This is a genomic window from Streptomyces sp. NPDC058674, from assembly GCF_042716505.1.
GTDB lineage: Bacteria > Actinomycetota > Actinomycetes > Streptomycetales > Streptomycetaceae > Streptomyces.
Genome location: NZ_JBHXSC010000051.1, coordinates 38768 through 52794 on the forward strand (window position 1 = coordinate 38768; position 14027 = coordinate 52794).

Sequence of the window (14027 nt, forward strand, 5' to 3'; positions counted from 1 at the left end):
CAGCGTCAGTCCTTGACGCCGCGGTGCAGCGCGACGATCCCGCCGCTCAGGTTGCGCCAGGCGGCCTTCGACCAGCCGGCCTTGCGCAGCAGGGCGGCCAGCGCCGGCTGGTCCGGCCATTCCCGGATGGACTCGGCGAGGTACACGTACGCGTCCGGGTTCGAGGACACGGCGCGGGCCACCGGCGGCAGGGCGCGCATCAGGTACTCGGTGTAGACGGTGCGGAAGGGGCCCCAGGTGGGCTGGGAGAACTCGCAGATGACGACTTTGCCGCCGGGCTTGGTCACCCGGTACAGCTCGCGCAGGGCGGCGTCGGTGTCCTGGACGTTGCGCAGGCCGAAGGAGATCGTGACGGTGTCGAAGGTGTCGTCCTTGAACGGCAGCTTCGTCGCGTCGCCCGCGGTCAGCGGCAGCCACGGGTTGCGCTTCTTGCCCTCGCGGAGCATGCCGAGGGAGAAGTCGCAGGGGACGACGTACGCCCCGGCCGCGGCGAAGGGCAGCGAGGAGGTCGCGGTGCCGGCGGCGAGGTCGAGGACCTTCTGTCCGGGGCGGGCGCCGACCGCCTTGGCGACCTCCTTGCGCCAGAGCCGGGCCTGGCCGAGGGAGAGCACGTCGTTGGTGAGGTCGTAGTTCGCCGCGACCCCGTCGAACATGGAGGCGACTTCGTGCGGCTGCTTGTCCAGAGATGCCCTGGTCACTGGCGTTGGCCCCTCGCTGTGCGATGCGGATCGGCGGGTACGGTCCCATCCTCTCAGGCCGCGGCCCTCCCCTCGGCGGCGCCTCCACCGGGCGGGGGGGCGGCGGCGGGTCGCGTCGGCCGTCTTCTATACCCGTCCGCGTCGGGCCCGAACCGCACAACTGGTCCGAAGGACAGTTACGCGGGCGGCCCGCGGGCGCGTTGACTGGCCGGGTGCGGCCCGGTGAGGGTCACCTTCCGGATCGCGGCCCCCCGGGCGGCCGGTCCGGCATCGGCCGCCGCCGACTGCGAACAGAGGGCTCCACGATGCCGGCAGGCCGTTCCACCGGGCGTTCCCACCTCGGCCCGCGCGCCCGCCGCCGGGCGCAGCGCCGCAAGCGGCTGCGGCGTACGCTCCTCGGCTCCGCGGCGCTCCTCGCGGTCACGGCGACCGCCTACGCGGTGGTGCCCGGGGGCGAGCGGACCACCGTCGCGGACGGCCGGCCGGCCGCCGCGGCGGGCCCGGCGCAGCCGGGGACCGGGCCGGCCCCCGCGGCGCGGGACGGCTCCGCGGCCCCGGCCCCGCAGGGCGGCAAGGCCGCCCCCGTCCCCGCGCGCTCCTCCGCCGCCGCGCCCCCGCCGGCGGCCCCGGCGTCGCCCACGCCGGCGGCGCCGCCCCGGGCGACGGGAGCCCCGGCCGCCACGGCGCCCGTCCCGGCCTCCGGGCCGGGCACCTTCAAGCCCTCCGGCGCCTCGGGGCAGCCCCAGGGCACGGGGGCCGCGCTGCGCTGGCGGATGGAGGTGGAGGAGAACACCGGGGTCGACCCCGACACCGCGGCGCGCTCCGTCGAGGCGATCCTCGGCGACGCGCGCGGCTGGACCCGTGATCCGGCGTACGGATTCCACCTGGTCGGCGCGGACCAGCCGGTGGACTTCACCATCAGGATCGCGACGCCGACGACCACCGACCGGCTGTGCGAGGTGGTGACCCCCGAGCTGATCGGCGAGACCAACTGCCGGGCGGGCCACACCGTCGTGGTGAACCTCAAGCGCTGGCAGGAGGGGTCACCGCAGTTCAGCGGGCCCGTGGAGGAGTACCGGGCGCTGATCGTCAACCACGAGGTCGGGCACGAGATCGGCCGCGACCACGAGACCTGCCCCGGTCCCGGCCGTCCCGCTCCCGCGATGATGCAGCAGATCAGGGGGCTGCTCGGCTGCACCGCCAACGCCTGGCCGTACGACGCGAGTGGAACTTATCTGTCGGGCCCGAGCGTCCCTTAGGCGAAGGGACCGGCCCGTGCGTGGGCCGGCCGGGGGGTGGGAGTCGAAATCGTGCGCGTCGTCAGCTTCAGCGTCCCCGCCTGGTTCCCCTCGTACGAGGGGAACCAGGCGCACGAGGAGCGGGGGGAGCGGGGCGGGCGCGGGGAGCCGGCCCCGGCCCGGGTGCAGCTGACCGAGCAGGAGTCGGCCGTCTTCCTGTGCCTGGCCACCGGAGCCTCCAACGCCGAGCTCGCCGGCGCGCTGCGGCTGTCCGTCAGCACGGTCAAGTTCCACGTGGTCAACATCCGGGCCAAGCTGGGCGGTGTCAGCCGCCTCCAGGCCTGCCTGCTGGCCGCGCTCGCCCGTGAGGACCTCCGGGCGGACGGCGCCGGACCCGGGGCCGGAGCCGTGCCGGTCAGCGACGGCGGTGCAGCAGCCGTCCCGCGATGACCGTGGCCACGCACGTGGTCGCGCCCCGCGCGTACAGCTCCTGCGGGTCCGCCACCGCGAAGACGGCGAAGCGGGCCGGGGCGCCCTGCTCCAGCAGCCCGTGGAAGGCCTCCTCGGCACTGGCCCTCCCGGCGAACGGGTCGAGGGCGGCCGGTCCGCCGTGCGCGGCGGGCGGCAGGATCGCCAGCCCCGAGCGGACCACGGCCGTGCGCACCGCCGGGATCGTGAACCGGCCGGTCACCGCCGTCACACCGCGCGCGAGGAGCTTCTGGGTGCCGCGCCGGGCGCTGTTGCCCCAGCGCGGCTCCGTCATCTTCAGGGCGTCGAGCGCGTCCTGTCCGCGGATCGGGTCCGTGCCGAGCTCGTCGGTCTCGTACGGGTCGTCCGGGTAGTACGTGCGCTCCAGCAGCTCGTCCGCCCCGTGCACCAGCAGCCCCGGGGTGAGCACCCCGGGCCAGCGCCGGCAGCGGGCGTGCGGGTGGGCCTCGGCGAGCTCCCGGTACGGCCCCGTGCGGGCGATCCGGTCCCCTTCGACGAGGACCGCGCCGCCGGGCACGGGTGCGGAGCCCGGCCCGGGGACGAGGAGTTCGGCGGTGTGGAGCGTCAGCACGGCGGGGTCAGTTCGTCGAGATGAGCTTCAGCTCGGGGTGCGCCGTGCCGCCCTCGATGGCCGTGGAGGAGATGTGCGAGACCACGCGGTCGTCGGCCGGGTCGTCGGCCGGGTCGTCGTGCACCAGCAGGTGCTCGTAGGTGGTCGCGCGCTGCGCCGGGGTGCGGCCCGCCTTGCGGATCAGGTCGATGATCTCCTGGCGGTTGGAGCGGTGCTTGGCGCCGGCCGAGGAGACGACGTTCTCCTCCAGCATGATCGAGCCGAGGTCGTCCGCGCCGTAGTGCAGGGAGAGCTGGCCCGCCTCCTTGCCGACGGTGAGCCAGGAGCCCTGGATGTGGGCGATGTTGTCGAGGAAGAGCCGCGCGATGGCGATCATGCGCAGGTACTCGAAGATCGTCGCCTGCGTCCGGCCCTTGAGGTGGTTGTTCTCGGGCTGGTAGGTGTACGGGATGAAGGCGCGGAAGCCGCCCGTACGGTCCTGGGTGTCCCGGATCATGGAGATGTGCTCGATGCGCTCGGCGTTGGTCTCGCCGGTGCCCATCAGCATGGTGGAGGTGGACTCCACGCCCAGCCGGTGGGCGATCTCCATGATCTCCAGCCAGCGTTCGCCGGACTCCTTGAGCGGGGCGATGGCCTTGCGCGGCCGCTCCGGCAGCAGCTCCGCGCCGGCGCCCGCGAAGGAGTCGAGGCCGGCCGCGTGGATGCGGCGGATGGCCTCCTCGGCACTGACCCCGGAGATCCTGGCCATGTGCTCGACCTCGGAGGCGCCGAGGGAGTGGATGACCAGCTGCGGGAAGGCCTTCTTGATGGCGGAGAAGTGGTGCTCGTAGTACTCGACGCCGTAGTCGGGGTGGTGGCCGCCCTGGAACATGATCTGGGTGCCGCCCAGTTCGACGGTCTCCGCGCAGCGGCGCAGGATGTCGTCGAGGTCGCGGGACCAGCCCTTCTTCGTGTCCTTGGGGGCCGCGTAGAAGGCGCAGAACTTGCACGCGGTGACGCACACGTTCGTGTAGTTGATGTTCCGCTCGATGATGTACGTCGCGATGTGCTCGGTACCGGCGTAGCGGCGGCGGCGCACCGCGTCGGCGGCCTGGCCGAGCGCGTGCAGCGGCGCGTGGCGGTAGAGGTCGAGCGCCTCTTCCGGGGTGATCCGGCCCCCCGCGGCGGCGCGGTCGAGGACTGACTGGAGAGCGGCCTGGTCGGTCACCGGTGCGTCACCTTTCGGCGGTGTGTCAAGGTCCGGACCGATCCAGCCTACGCCAGGGGCCGTGCGCGCCGTTCAGGGGCGTCGCGGCGGCCCGGTCCCACCCGTCCCGCATTCCCCGTCCGCATTCCCGCAGCGCGTCCGCAATGCCACCGGGGAGGGAATTCCCGGGAAACTCCGGATTCGCCGTGCCGGGCTTTGCGCGGCTACAGCCGGACGGTGTTCAGCAGTTCCACCGTGACGTCCGCCGCGTATCCGGTCGTCGGTCCGGTACGGCGGGCGAATTCCCGCACTCCGGCCAGCTGGTCGGGGCCGAAGCGGAAGTCGAGGGTGGTGAAGTACCTCTCCAGGAGGTCGGCGTCGAAGGCCTCCCAGCGGGCCGCCTGCTCGGCCACCTTGGCGACCTCCTCCAGGGAGACGTCCCGGGAGGCGAGGAAGGCCTCGTGGACCTTCTCCACGACCAGCGGCTCACGGGCGAGGTAGTCCTTGCGCGCGGCCCAGACGGCGAAGACGAACGGCAGCCCGGTCCACTCCTTCCACATCTGCCCCAGGTCGTGCACGGTCAGGCCGAGCCGGGGGGCGTCGTGCAGGGAGGCGCGCAGGGCGGCGTCGCCGATCAGCACCGCCGCGTCGGCCTCCTGCATCATCACCCCCAGGTCGGGGGGGCAGGTGTAGTAGTCCGGCCGGACCCCGTACTGCTCGGAAAGCAGCAGCTCGGCGAGGCGCACGGACGTCCGGGAGGTCGAGCCGAGGGCGACGCGGGCGCCGTCGAGCTGCTCCAGCGGCACCTGCGAGACGATCACGCAGGACATGACGGGGCCGTCGCAGCCGACCGCGAGGTCGGGGAAGGCGACGAGCTGGTCGGCGTTGCGGAGGAACTCGACGAGGGTGATCGGGGCGATGTCCAGCTCGCCGTCGACGAGGCGCCGGCTCAGCTTCTCGGGGGTGTCCTTGGTCAGCTCCAGGTCCAGCAGCGTGCCGGTTCTGGCCAGCCCCCAGTAGAGGGGCAGGCAGTTCAGGAACTGGATGTGGCCGACGCGGGGCCGGCTGCGATAGACGTCCACATCGCGAGACTAGCCCCCTGCGCCACGTCAGCGTTCGGGCGGTCCTCAAACGTCCGGGTGACGTGATCTTTCCCTCTGGTCCTGGCCCGAGGGTGCATGCTAGGCTCATCCGCAAGTTGCAGTTCGGTTTCCCTTGCAGTACGGAGCCTGCGGAGAATGTGACCCGCAGGCTTTTGTAGTTTTCAGACTTCTTAGCAGGTTCTGGAGCAGGGCGACCCTTTGGCCCATAGGAGGGCTCATGGCTACCGGAACCGTGAAGTGGTTCAACGCTGAAAAGGGCTTCGGCTTCATCGCCCAGGACGGCGGCGGCCCGGATGTCTTCGTCCACTACTCCGCGATCAACGCCGCTGGCTTCCGCTCCCTGGAGGAGAACCAGCCGGTGAACTTCGACGTCACGCAGGGTCCGAAGGGCCCGCAGGCGGAGAACGTCACCCCGGCCTAGTCGCCTGGGCCAACCTTCATCGCGGTTGGATAAGCAGTACCCAAGGAGCCCTGTCCCCTCTGCGCGAGCAGAGCGGCGGGGCTCCTGCCTTTTGCCCTCCCGGGGCGGAGCGGCGGGGTACGACAGGGGGCCCGCACCGTCTGCACGGTGCGGGCCCCCTGTGTCGTACGTGCGCGGCCGGGCCGCCGGGCCTTCGGCTCAGGCGGTCTTCGGCGGCGTGGGCGTCGCAGGCGCCGCCGGGGCGGTGACCGCGATGTTCAGGACGAGGGTGACGCCGTCCGGGGTGGTCAGGCGGAGGTGGTAGGTGCCCGGGGCGAGGTCCGCCGCCGTGTGCAGGGCGGGCAGGGCGATCCTGCCGTCGGCTCCGGTCGCGGGCAGCTCCAGGCTGGTCGCCTTCTTGCCCTCCGCGGCGCCCGCGAAGTACGGGCCCTTCGCCGTCGCCGGGTCCACCGGGACCCATGCGCCGTTCTTCTTCTCCACCACTTCGGCGAGGACCCCGGTCACGGCGAGCGGCTTGCCCTTCGCCGTCGCGAGGACCTCGATCCCCTCGATGCGCGCACCGGCCACGGCCGTCAGCGGCTCGGCGCCCTTCGGCCGGGCCAGCAGGTCCACGACCGGCTTCGCCGTGACCGTACCGGTGAGGTTCACCGTGAGGCTGCCGGCCTTGTCGTAGGCCGCGACCCGCAGCGTGAAGATGCCGGGCTTGGTGCCCGCCGTGAGGCCGGGGGCGCTCGCGGTGCCCTGGGCGTCCGTCCTGACGACCAGGGAGTTGCCCGGGGCCTTCGGGAAGGCGGTGCCGCCGGTGGTGTCCGACTCGACCGTGAAGACGACGTCCCGGCCGGCGGCGGGCTTGCCGTCGCTGAGGACCAGCTTCACCTTGGGGACCTCGGCGAAGGCCGCGCCGGGCTCGGCCGTGAGCCCGGCGCCGCCGAGCAGCGTCAGCTCGGACAGGTGGGGCGCGGCCGGCTTCTCCGGCTGCGTCACGGGCGGCTTGGTCGGCGTCGTCGGCTTCGCCGGGGTGGTCGGGGTGGTCGGCTTCGTCGGGGTCGTCGGCTTCGCCGGGGTCGTCGGCCTGACCGGGGGCGTCGGGGTGACCGGCGCCTGCGGCGTGACCGGCGGGCGCGGGGTGGGCAGGCTGCCCGGCGGCTGCGTCGGGTAGGTGCCGGCGGGCGGGTTCGGGACCGCGGTGCCGCCGCCGGCCTGGTACTGCCGCATGTAGCCGAGCACCGTGTTCACGTACTCGCGCGACCGGTTGTAGCTGAGGACCGCCTGGTCGAGCTTGGCCGCGTTCGAGAGGTCGCGGTCGCCCGCACACAGGTACAGGCCGGCTCCGAGCGCCGCGTCGTACATGTTGTTGGGGTCGCGCTTGCCGTCGCCGTTGCCGTCGGCGCCCCAGGTCTGCCAGGTGGAGGGGATGAACTGGAGCGGCCCGATGGCCCGGTCGTACGCGGTGTCCGCGTCCCACTCGCCCCGGTCCGTGTCGCGGATCTCGGCGAAGCCGTTGCCGTCGAGGCGCGGGCCGCGGATGGGCTTCTCGGTGGAGCCGTCGGCCTTGAGGCCGTAGCCCGAGGCGTGCACGGACTCGACCCGGCCTATGCCGGCCAGCAGTTCCCAGGGCAGCTTGCAGTTCGGGAGCGCGGCGGCCACGGACGACGCGGCGCGCTGGTAGGCGTCCAGGGCGGTGCCGGGTATGCCGCTGGCCCCCTCCGGGGCGGCAGCACCCGGGGCCGCCGGCGGGTCGGCGACGAGGTCGGGCAGGTCCAGCCGGGCGTCACCGCGGTCGGCGGCCTGCGGGCTGTCCGGGGTCGGCTCGGACTCCCCCGCGTCGGCGGTCGTCGGGCTGGTCACGACCGCGGCGGTGGTCAGGCTGGCCGCGAGCGCGGCGGTGCACAGGACCTTGCGCGAGGTGTTGACGAGGTGACGGTGAAGCGGCTTCACAGTGCGGCGATCCCCCCAGGAGCCGTCAAGGTTCTACGGCCGGTCGGGCCGTTCATATCCACTGTCTATCAGGTATTCGCGAGCGACTCGCCGCTCCCCCGGCAGATGTGACGGACCATTCGTCTCGGCTTCACCCGACCCTCACGCCCCACCGGTCAGGGCGCCGCGGACTCCGCCCGAATTGCCCGCGTCTCAGGGGTTTTTCGCCCCGGGTCGGCGGTCGGCGCGACACCGCCGAGCTCCGCCCACACCGACTTGCCGGGCCCCCGGTCCACCACCCCCCACGCGCGGGCCACGGATGCCACGAGCAGCAGCCCCCGGCCGCCCTCGGCCGACCACGGGTCGACCGGCGGCGGCTCCGCGGGCGGCTCCGCGTCGCCCCGGGCGTCGCTCACCGTCACCCGGACGGCGCCGGACCGGGCGTCGTGCTCCAGCAGCAGCTCGAAGTCCCGGCCCGGCAGCCGCCCGTGGAGCACGGCGTTGGCGGCGAGCTCGCCCACCACCAGGCCCACGTCGGCGGAGAGCGGGGAGCCGTACGGCGTCCCCCAGAAGACGAGTTGGGCCTGCGCGAGGCAGCGGGCGAGCCGGGCCCCGCGCCGGGTGGAGCTGAACCGCTGCCGGAAGACCTGTGCCATGTCACTGATTTCGATCGTCACCTCACCGAGCGTGGCCGCCGCGCTCTACGCTTTCCAGTAGTCGCGGCGGGACGCGGGTGCGCCGTAGGGGCGCCGACGGCTGCGTGTACGGCTCGTACGGATGAGGGCGGTTCAGCGTATGAACGACCTGGCGGACCACGAGGAGCGCCCCGAGCGCCCGGTGGAGGCGGACGGCACGGCCCACCTCTTCCGCGCCCTGGGCAAGCAGATCAAGGCCCTGCGCGAGGCGGCGGGCCTGCACCAGAAGGAGCTGGCGGCCCGGCTGAACGTCGGCGAGGACCTGATCGGCGCCATCGAGCGCGGCGTGCGCACCCCGCAGCCGGACCTGCTGGAGCGGGCGGACGCGGTCCTCGGCGCCCGAGGCGTCCTGCTGGCGGCGATCCCGGAGGTCAAGGAGGCGCAGAAGCGGGTGCGGACGCGGCACCCGGACTGGTTCCGGAGCTACGCGGCGGCCGAGGCGGCGACGCAGGCGCTGCACGAATACGGCCACCAGGGCGTGCCGGGCCTGCTCCAGACGGAGGCGCACGCGCGGGAGGTCTTCACGCAGCGCCGCCCGCTGCTGGACGAGGCCACGATCGAGAAGCGGGTCCTGGACCGGCTCTCCCGCCAGCAGGTCTTCGAACGGTGGCCCTCGCCCACCTTCAGCTTCGTCCTGGACCAGAACCTGCTGGAGCGGCGGGTCGGCGGCACGGAGGTGCACCGCGAGCAGCTCCAGCGCTTCCTGCGCATCGGCCGGTTGCGCACGGTCGAGCTCCAGGTGATGCCGTACGGGCGCGGCGCGCACACCGCGATGGAAGGCTCCTTCACCCTGCTGCACCCCAAGGGCCGCCAGCAGATCGCCTATCACGAGGCCTACGGGCGCCCCCACCTGATCACCGAGCCGGTCGAGGTGCGGATCATGAGCGAGCGCTATGGCACGATCCGGGGACAGGCGCTCGCGCCCCACGAGTCCCTCGCCCTGATCGAGAAGACGCTAGGAGAAACCCGATGAACGCCACCGGCCGCGCCTGGTTCAAGAGCAGCTACAGCGGCGGCGAGGGCGGCAACTGCGTCGAAGTGGCCCTGACCTGGCGCAAGTCGAGCTACAGCAGCGGCGAGGGCGGCGAGTGCCTCGAAGTGGCCCTCCCCTGGCACAAGTCCAGCCACAGCGACGGCGAGGGCGGCAACTGCGTCGAGGTCGCGGCCTGCCCCGCCGCCGTCCACGTCCGGGACTCCAAGGTGGCCGCCGGCCCCGAACTGGCGGTGGCGGCCGACGCCTGGACCGCCTTCCTCGGCGGGGTGACCGGCAGCCGCTGACCGGCGGGCCGGCGGAGTCCGGCCCGGCGGCGACGCGGACGCCGCGGGGGGCGCACTCCCCCGCGGCGTCCGCGCCGCCTCACTCCCCGTACAGCCGCTCGATCTCCGCCGCGTACCGCTGCGCGACCGCCGCGCGGCGGAGCTTGAGCGTCGGGGTCAGGGTGCCCGCGGCGATCGAGAAGTCCTCCGGGAGGATGTGGAAGGCCCGGATGCGGGCCGGCCGCGAGACCGTGGCGTTGGCCTCCTCGACGGCGCCCTCCACCAGGGCGCGGACCGCCGGGTGGGCGGCCGGGTCGGGGCCCGCGTCGATTCCCTCGCGGGCGGCCCAGGCCGCGATCTCCTCGGCGTCCAGGGTGATCAGGGCGACCGGGTGCGGCCGGCGGTCGCCGATCAGCACCGCGCGCGAGACGCAGCGGGAGCGCTGCACGGCGAACTCGACCTCCGTCGGAGTCAGGTTCTTCCCGGCCGAGGTGATGATCAGCTCCTTCTTGCGGCCGGTGATGCGCAGGTAGCCGTCCGCGTCCAGCTCGCCCAGGTCGCCCGTGTGCAGCCAGCCCTGTGCGTCCAGGGCCTCCTGCGTGGCCGCCCGGTTCGCGTGGTAGCCGGGGAAGACCATCGGCCCCCGGGCCAGGACCTCGCCGTCCGCCCCGATCCGCACCTCGCAGCCCGCGACGGGCCGGCCCACCGTCCCGTACCGCACCGCGTCCGGGTGGTTGAGGGAGATGACCCCGCCCGACTCCGTCATCCCGTACCCCTCGAACACGGCGATCCCGCAGGCCCGCAGGAAGTCCAGGGTCGCGGGCGCGATCGGGGCGCCACCGGTCAGCGCCCACTTCAGCCGTCCCCCGAAGGCGCCCCGGACCGGGGCGTAGAGGGACTCCTCGGCGGCCTCGTGCGCCGCCCGCAGCGAGTCGGGCAGCCGGCCCTGCGCCGCCAGCACGCCGATCCGCACCGCCTCCTCGAAGCCCTCCCGGCCGCCCTCGCGGGACTCCGCCAGCGACAGCACCACCGAGTGCAGCTTCTCGAACAGGCGGGGCACGGACGGCAGGTGGGTGGGGCGTACGGTCCCCAGCTCGGCCAGCACGTCCTCGATCCTGCCCCCGTAGTAGCAGAGCTCCCCGCCCTCCAGCAGCGTCGTGAACTGGATCAGCTGGGCCAGCAGGTGCGCCAGCGGGAGGTAGAGGTACGTGGAGTCCCCCGGGCCGCCCCGGACCAGCGGGAGCGTCGCGTCCTGGACCGCTCCCAGGTTCCCGTGGGTGAGGCGGCAGCCCTTCGGGAGCCCGGTCGTGCCGGAGGTGTAGACGATCGACGCGTCCGCCTCCGGGGTGACGGCGGCCGCCCGGGCCGACAGCTCCGCCTCCGGGGCCCGGTGCAGGGACGGCAGCCCGTCCATGAGCTCCACCGCCCGCAGCGCCGGCAGCTTCCCCCGCAGTGCCTCGACCCGCTCCCGCTGGGCTTCGTCGTCGCACACCACGACCACCGCCTCTGAGTCCGCCAGCACCCAGGCGAGCTCCTCCTCCCCCGCCGTCGGGTAGACCGGCACCAGGACCGCGCCCGCCGCCAGCACCCCGAAGTGCGTGTACGTCCACTGCGGGCGGGTCTGCGCCAGTACGGCGACCCGCTCGCCCGCGGCGACCCCCAGTCCGAGCAGCGCCCGCCCCACGGCCTGCGACTCCGCGGCCAGTTCGGCGTACGTGCGGGTCCGCCACCCTCCGTCCGGCGCCGCTGCCCGGTACCGCAGGGCGGGCTCCGGCTCGTAGCGCTCCCCGGTCCACCGGGTGAACTCCGCCAGCGTGCTCGGCCGACCGTCCATCGCGTGCCCTCCCGGGGATTGGTGACCCCCGACGCTAGGCAGCGCGGCCCGGCCGGCGGCATGACCGGAGGCGTCAGCCCCGCTGGCCGCAGCGCTCACCGCGGCGGGCGGGGGCGCCGCGTCCGTATCGCCCCGCGGTCCGGGCCGCTACCGTCGGGGCATGGGGAGGCGGACGATCACCGTGCACCACGTGCGGGCCCTGCTCGCGGGAGCCCGCCGCCGCGGCATCGACACCGTGCCGCTGCTCCTGGAGGCGGGCATCCCGCCGCTCCTGCCGGGGGACGACCGGGCGCGGATCACTCCGGCGCAGTTCGCCCGGCTGTTCCGGGCGCTGTACCGGGTCACCCAGGACGAGTTCCTCGGCCTGGGCGCGGTCCCGAGCCGTCCCGGCACCTTCGCGATGATGTGCTGCGCCTGCCTGGGCTGCCGGGACCTGGGGGCGGCCGTGGAGCGGGCCGCCGTCTTCTACGGGCTGTTCCCCGGCGGGCCCGAGCTGGGGCTCGACGTGGTGGGCGGCGAGGCACGGTTCACGGTGCGCAACGACCTCGCCCGGGACGAGGAGCGCTTCACGACCGAGTGCGTGCTCGCCATCTGGCACCGGCTGAGCAGCTGGCTGATCGGGCGCCGCATCCCCCTCACGGACGCCTCCTTCGCCTATCCGCCGCCGCCGCACGCCGCCGAGTACGAGGTGCTCTTCGACTGCCCGGTCCGCTTCGGGGCGGACCGCACGGGCGCCGCCTTCGACGCACACTGGCTGACCGCTCCGCTCGTGCGGGACGAGGCCGCGCTCGACGCGATGCTGCGCCGGGCCCCCTTCGACCTGCTGTCGCGGCCGGAGTACGGGACCACGGTCGCGGAGCAGGTGCGCCGGACCCTGACCCGGCAACTGCGCTGCTCGCCGCGGCTGCCGGGGCTCGGCGAGGTGGCGGCGCGCCTGGCGGTCTCCCCGGCGACGCTGCGGCGGCGCCTCCGGCGGGAGGGGACCTCCTTCCAGGAGTTGAAGGACCACGTCCGGCGGGACGCCGCCATCGCGGGGCTGGCGGAGAGCGGGGAGCCCATCGCGGAACTCGCCGCCCGCCTGGGCTTCTCGGAGGACACGGCCTTCCACCGGGCCTTCCGCCGCTGGACGGGCACGACGCCGGGCGCCTACCGGATCGCCTCGGGCGGCTGACGCCGGCACCCGACACCCGGCGGCTGTCGGCTGTCGGCCGTCGGGTGCCGGGTGCCGGGTGCCGACTGTCGGCGCACTCCGGGCCAGGAAAGGTGAGCTGCGCAGTCAGCGACATCCTGACCGGTCGGTCACTACCTTCACCTCACCTGCCCCGCACGGAACGAGCCGTTGGGAGAGCCGCCCATGCGTTTCCGAAACCCCCCGCGCTTCCGCAGCACCGCCCTCGCCGCCGTGGCCGCCCTGGCCCTCACCGCCGCCGGCGCCGTCCAGGACGGCGCCGGAACCGCGGCCGCCCCGGGCGCGCCCGGGGACGTCGTCAGCAGTGCCCCCTCCGCCTTCCACCCGCTGCCCGGCCAGCCCACCCACACCAAGGCCTGGAAGATCCGCTACCGCTCCACCACGGCCGACGGCGCCCCGAACGTCGTCTCCGGCACCGTCATCGTCCCGCAGGACGGCCGCACCGGCCCCCGCCCCCTGATCACGTACGCCGTCGGCACCGTCGGCATGGGCGACTCCTGCGCGCCGAGCAACAACATCCCGTACGGGACCGCGCCGGAGGCCAACCTCATCCAGCAACTCACCCTGCGCGGCTGGGCGGTGGTCGTCACCGACTACGAGGGCCTCGGCACCCCGGGCGTGCACACCTACACCGTCGGCCCGTCCGCCGGGCACGCCGTCCTCGACGCCGCCCGCGCCGCCCAGCGCCTGCCGCAGGCCGGACTGTCGGCGACCGGGCCCGTCGGCATCGTGGGCTATTCCCAGGGCGGCCAGGCCAGCGCCTGGGCCGCCGAGCTCCAGGGTTCCTACGCCCCCGAGCTCCAGGTCAAGGGCACCGCGACCGGCGGCGTGCCAGCCGACCTGCTGAAGGTGGCGGACTTCAACAACGGCTCCTTCGGCTCCGGCCTCGTCTTCATGGCGGCGGCCGGCCAGGACGCGGCCTTCCCCGAGCTGAAGCTGGACTCCTACCTCAACCCCGCGGGCAGGGTGCTGGTCGCCGGGATGAAGGAGAACTGCGTGGCGATCGACGCTATCGCGGGCTCCTTCAAGCGGATCTCGGACCTGACCACCCGCGACCCGCTCGCCCAGCCCGACTGGCGGGCCCGGCTGGACCAGAGCCGGCTCGGAGGCACCGCCCCGGCCGCGCCCGTCTACCAGTACCACGCGCTCGCCGACGAGCTGATCCCCTACGCGGTCGGCAGTCGGCTGCGCTCCGAGTGGTGCGCGGCGGGCGCGGACGTCGAGTTCGACACCGTGTGGATCGGCGAGCACGTCAGCGGCGTGATCACCCGCTCCCCGGTGGTCGGCAACTGGCTCGCGGACCGCTTCGCCGGCCGTCCCACGCGCTCCACCTGCTAGGTGTATTGATCACGAGCGTTGTTGACACTCGGCAGGTCTTGAACATGACGAAGACCTCCGGTGTGGTGGGAGCTGTCTAGGAACTCACCAC

At 73.9% G+C, this 14027-nt stretch carries 14 protein-coding genes; 7 read left to right on the plus strand and 7 right to left on the minus strand.

The window, feature by feature from the left end:
- Positions 1-5: 5 nt before the first annotated feature.
- Entirely contained in the window at positions 6-698 is a 693-nt protein-coding gene (locus ACFWU6_RS23910) for a demethylmenaquinone methyltransferase (protein ID WP_383807604.1), read from the minus strand.
- Positions 699-1003: 305 nt separating this feature from the next.
- On the opposite strand from ACFWU6_RS23910, the gene ACFWU6_RS23915 reads away from it, so the two are divergent.
- Positions 1004-1957 carry a DUF3152 domain-containing protein gene (locus ACFWU6_RS23915; protein WP_383982961.1) on the plus strand — a complete coding sequence of 318 codons (954 nt, stop codon included), beginning with the start codon at positions 1004-1006 and terminating at the stop codon, positions 1955-1957.
- A 51-nt stretch (positions 1958-2008) separates the two neighbouring features.
- Complete coding sequence (locus ACFWU6_RS23920) at positions 2009-2386, plus strand: response regulator transcription factor (RefSeq protein WP_383812965.1); 378 nt, start codon at positions 2009-2011, stop codon at positions 2384-2386.
- Here ACFWU6_RS23920 and ACFWU6_RS23925 read toward each other — a convergent pair.
- From ACFWU6_RS23925 to ACFWU6_RS23935, 3 genes are all read right to left on the minus strand, one after another.
- Positions 2352-2996, minus strand: a complete 645-nt coding sequence (locus tag ACFWU6_RS23925; protein WP_383812963.1) for a hypothetical protein — start codon at positions 2994-2996, stop codon at positions 2352-2354. The genes ACFWU6_RS23920 and ACFWU6_RS23925 overlap by 35 nt on opposite strands.
- Before the next feature lie 7 nt (positions 2997-3003).
- Positions 3004-4203: a cyclic dehypoxanthinyl futalosine synthase gene (gene mqnC / locus ACFWU6_RS23930; RefSeq protein WP_383812961.1), complete on the minus strand. Its 1200-nt coding sequence runs from the start codon at positions 4201-4203 to the stop codon at positions 3004-3006.
- A gap of 203 nt (positions 4204-4406) precedes the next feature.
- The gene (locus tag ACFWU6_RS23935; RefSeq protein WP_383812959.1) at positions 4407-5264 is read right to left on the minus strand and encodes a menaquinone biosynthetic enzyme MqnA/MqnD family protein; all 858 of its coding nucleotides are present in this window, start codon (positions 5262-5264) and stop codon (positions 4407-4409) included.
- Between the two features lie 238 nt (positions 5265-5502).
- Between ACFWU6_RS23935 and ACFWU6_RS23940 the strand changes: the two genes are divergently transcribed.
- The gene (locus ACFWU6_RS23940) at positions 5503-5706 is read left to right on the plus strand and encodes a cold-shock protein (RefSeq protein WP_383812958.1); all 204 of its coding nucleotides are present in this window, start codon (positions 5503-5505) and stop codon (positions 5704-5706) included.
- 198 nt (positions 5707-5904) lie between these two features.
- On the opposite strand, the gene ACFWU6_RS23945 is transcribed toward ACFWU6_RS23940, so the two are convergent.
- Positions 5905-7644: a lytic transglycosylase domain-containing protein gene (locus ACFWU6_RS23945; protein WP_383982963.1), complete on the minus strand. Its 1740-nt coding sequence runs from the start codon at positions 7642-7644 to the stop codon at positions 5905-5907.
- A 155-nt stretch (positions 7645-7799) separates the two neighbouring features.
- Positions 7800-8279 carry an ATP-binding protein gene (locus ACFWU6_RS23950; RefSeq protein WP_383982968.1) on the minus strand — a complete coding sequence of 160 codons (480 nt, stop codon included), beginning with the start codon at positions 8277-8279 and terminating at the stop codon, positions 7800-7802.
- Between the two features lie 139 nt (positions 8280-8418).
- Between ACFWU6_RS23950 and ACFWU6_RS23955 the strand changes: the two genes are divergently transcribed.
- On the plus strand, positions 8419-9291 hold the full coding sequence (locus ACFWU6_RS23955; RefSeq protein ID WP_383812955.1) for a Scr1 family TA system antitoxin-like transcriptional regulator: 873 nt from the start codon (positions 8419-8421) through the stop codon (positions 9289-9291).
- On the plus strand, positions 9288-9596 hold the full coding sequence (locus tag ACFWU6_RS23960) for a DUF397 domain-containing protein (protein WP_383812953.1): 309 nt from the start codon (positions 9288-9290) through the stop codon (positions 9594-9596). Before ACFWU6_RS23955 ends, ACFWU6_RS23960 begins: the two co-directional genes overlap by 4 nt.
- Positions 9597-9675: 79 nt before the next feature.
- Here the strand turns inward: ACFWU6_RS23960 and ACFWU6_RS23965 are convergent, their stop codons facing one another.
- Entirely contained in the window at positions 9676-11409 is a 1734-nt protein-coding gene (locus ACFWU6_RS23965) for an AMP-dependent synthetase/ligase (protein ID WP_383982965.1), read from the minus strand.
- Between the two features lie 160 nt (positions 11410-11569).
- On the opposite strand from ACFWU6_RS23965, the gene ACFWU6_RS23970 reads away from it, so the two are divergent.
- Positions 11570-12580, plus strand: a complete 1011-nt coding sequence (locus tag ACFWU6_RS23970) for an AraC family transcriptional regulator ligand-binding domain-containing protein (RefSeq protein WP_383813088.1) — start codon at positions 11570-11572, stop codon at positions 12578-12580.
- 183 nt (positions 12581-12763) lie between these two features.
- On the plus strand, positions 12764-13936 hold the full coding sequence (locus ACFWU6_RS23975) for a lipase family protein (protein WP_383982966.1): 1173 nt from the start codon (positions 12764-12766) through the stop codon (positions 13934-13936).
- The last annotated feature ends 91 nt before the right edge of the window (positions 13937-14027 follow it).

Bases quoted from the DNA above. Each gene is read 5' to 3' on its own strand.
- ACFWU6_RS23975 (WP_383982966.1), top strand. From the start codon at position 12,764: ATGCGTTTCCGAAACCCCCCGCGCTTCCGCAGCACCGCCCTCGCCGCC.
- ACFWU6_RS23950 (WP_383982968.1), bottom strand. From the start codon at position 8,279: ATGGCACAGGTCTTCCGGCAGCGGTTCAGCTCCACCCGGCGCGGGGCC.
- ACFWU6_RS23965 (WP_383982965.1), bottom strand. From the start codon at position 11,409: ATGGACGGTCGGCCGAGCACGCTGGCGGAGTTCACCCGGTGGACCGGG.
- ACFWU6_RS23915 (WP_383982961.1), top strand. From the start codon at position 1,004: ATGCCGGCAGGCCGTTCCACCGGGCGTTCCCACCTCGGCCCGCGCGCC.
- ACFWU6_RS23970 (WP_383813088.1), top strand. From the start codon at position 11,570: ATGGGGAGGCGGACGATCACCGTGCACCACGTGCGGGCCCTGCTCGCG.
- ACFWU6_RS23960 (WP_383812953.1), top strand. From the start codon at position 9,288: ATGAACGCCACCGGCCGCGCCTGGTTCAAGAGCAGCTACAGCGGCGGC.
- ACFWU6_RS23940 (WP_383812958.1), top strand. From the start codon at position 5,503: ATGGCTACCGGAACCGTGAAGTGGTTCAACGCTGAAAAGGGCTTCGGC.
- ACFWU6_RS23955 (WP_383812955.1), top strand. From the start codon at position 8,419: ATGAACGACCTGGCGGACCACGAGGAGCGCCCCGAGCGCCCGGTGGAG.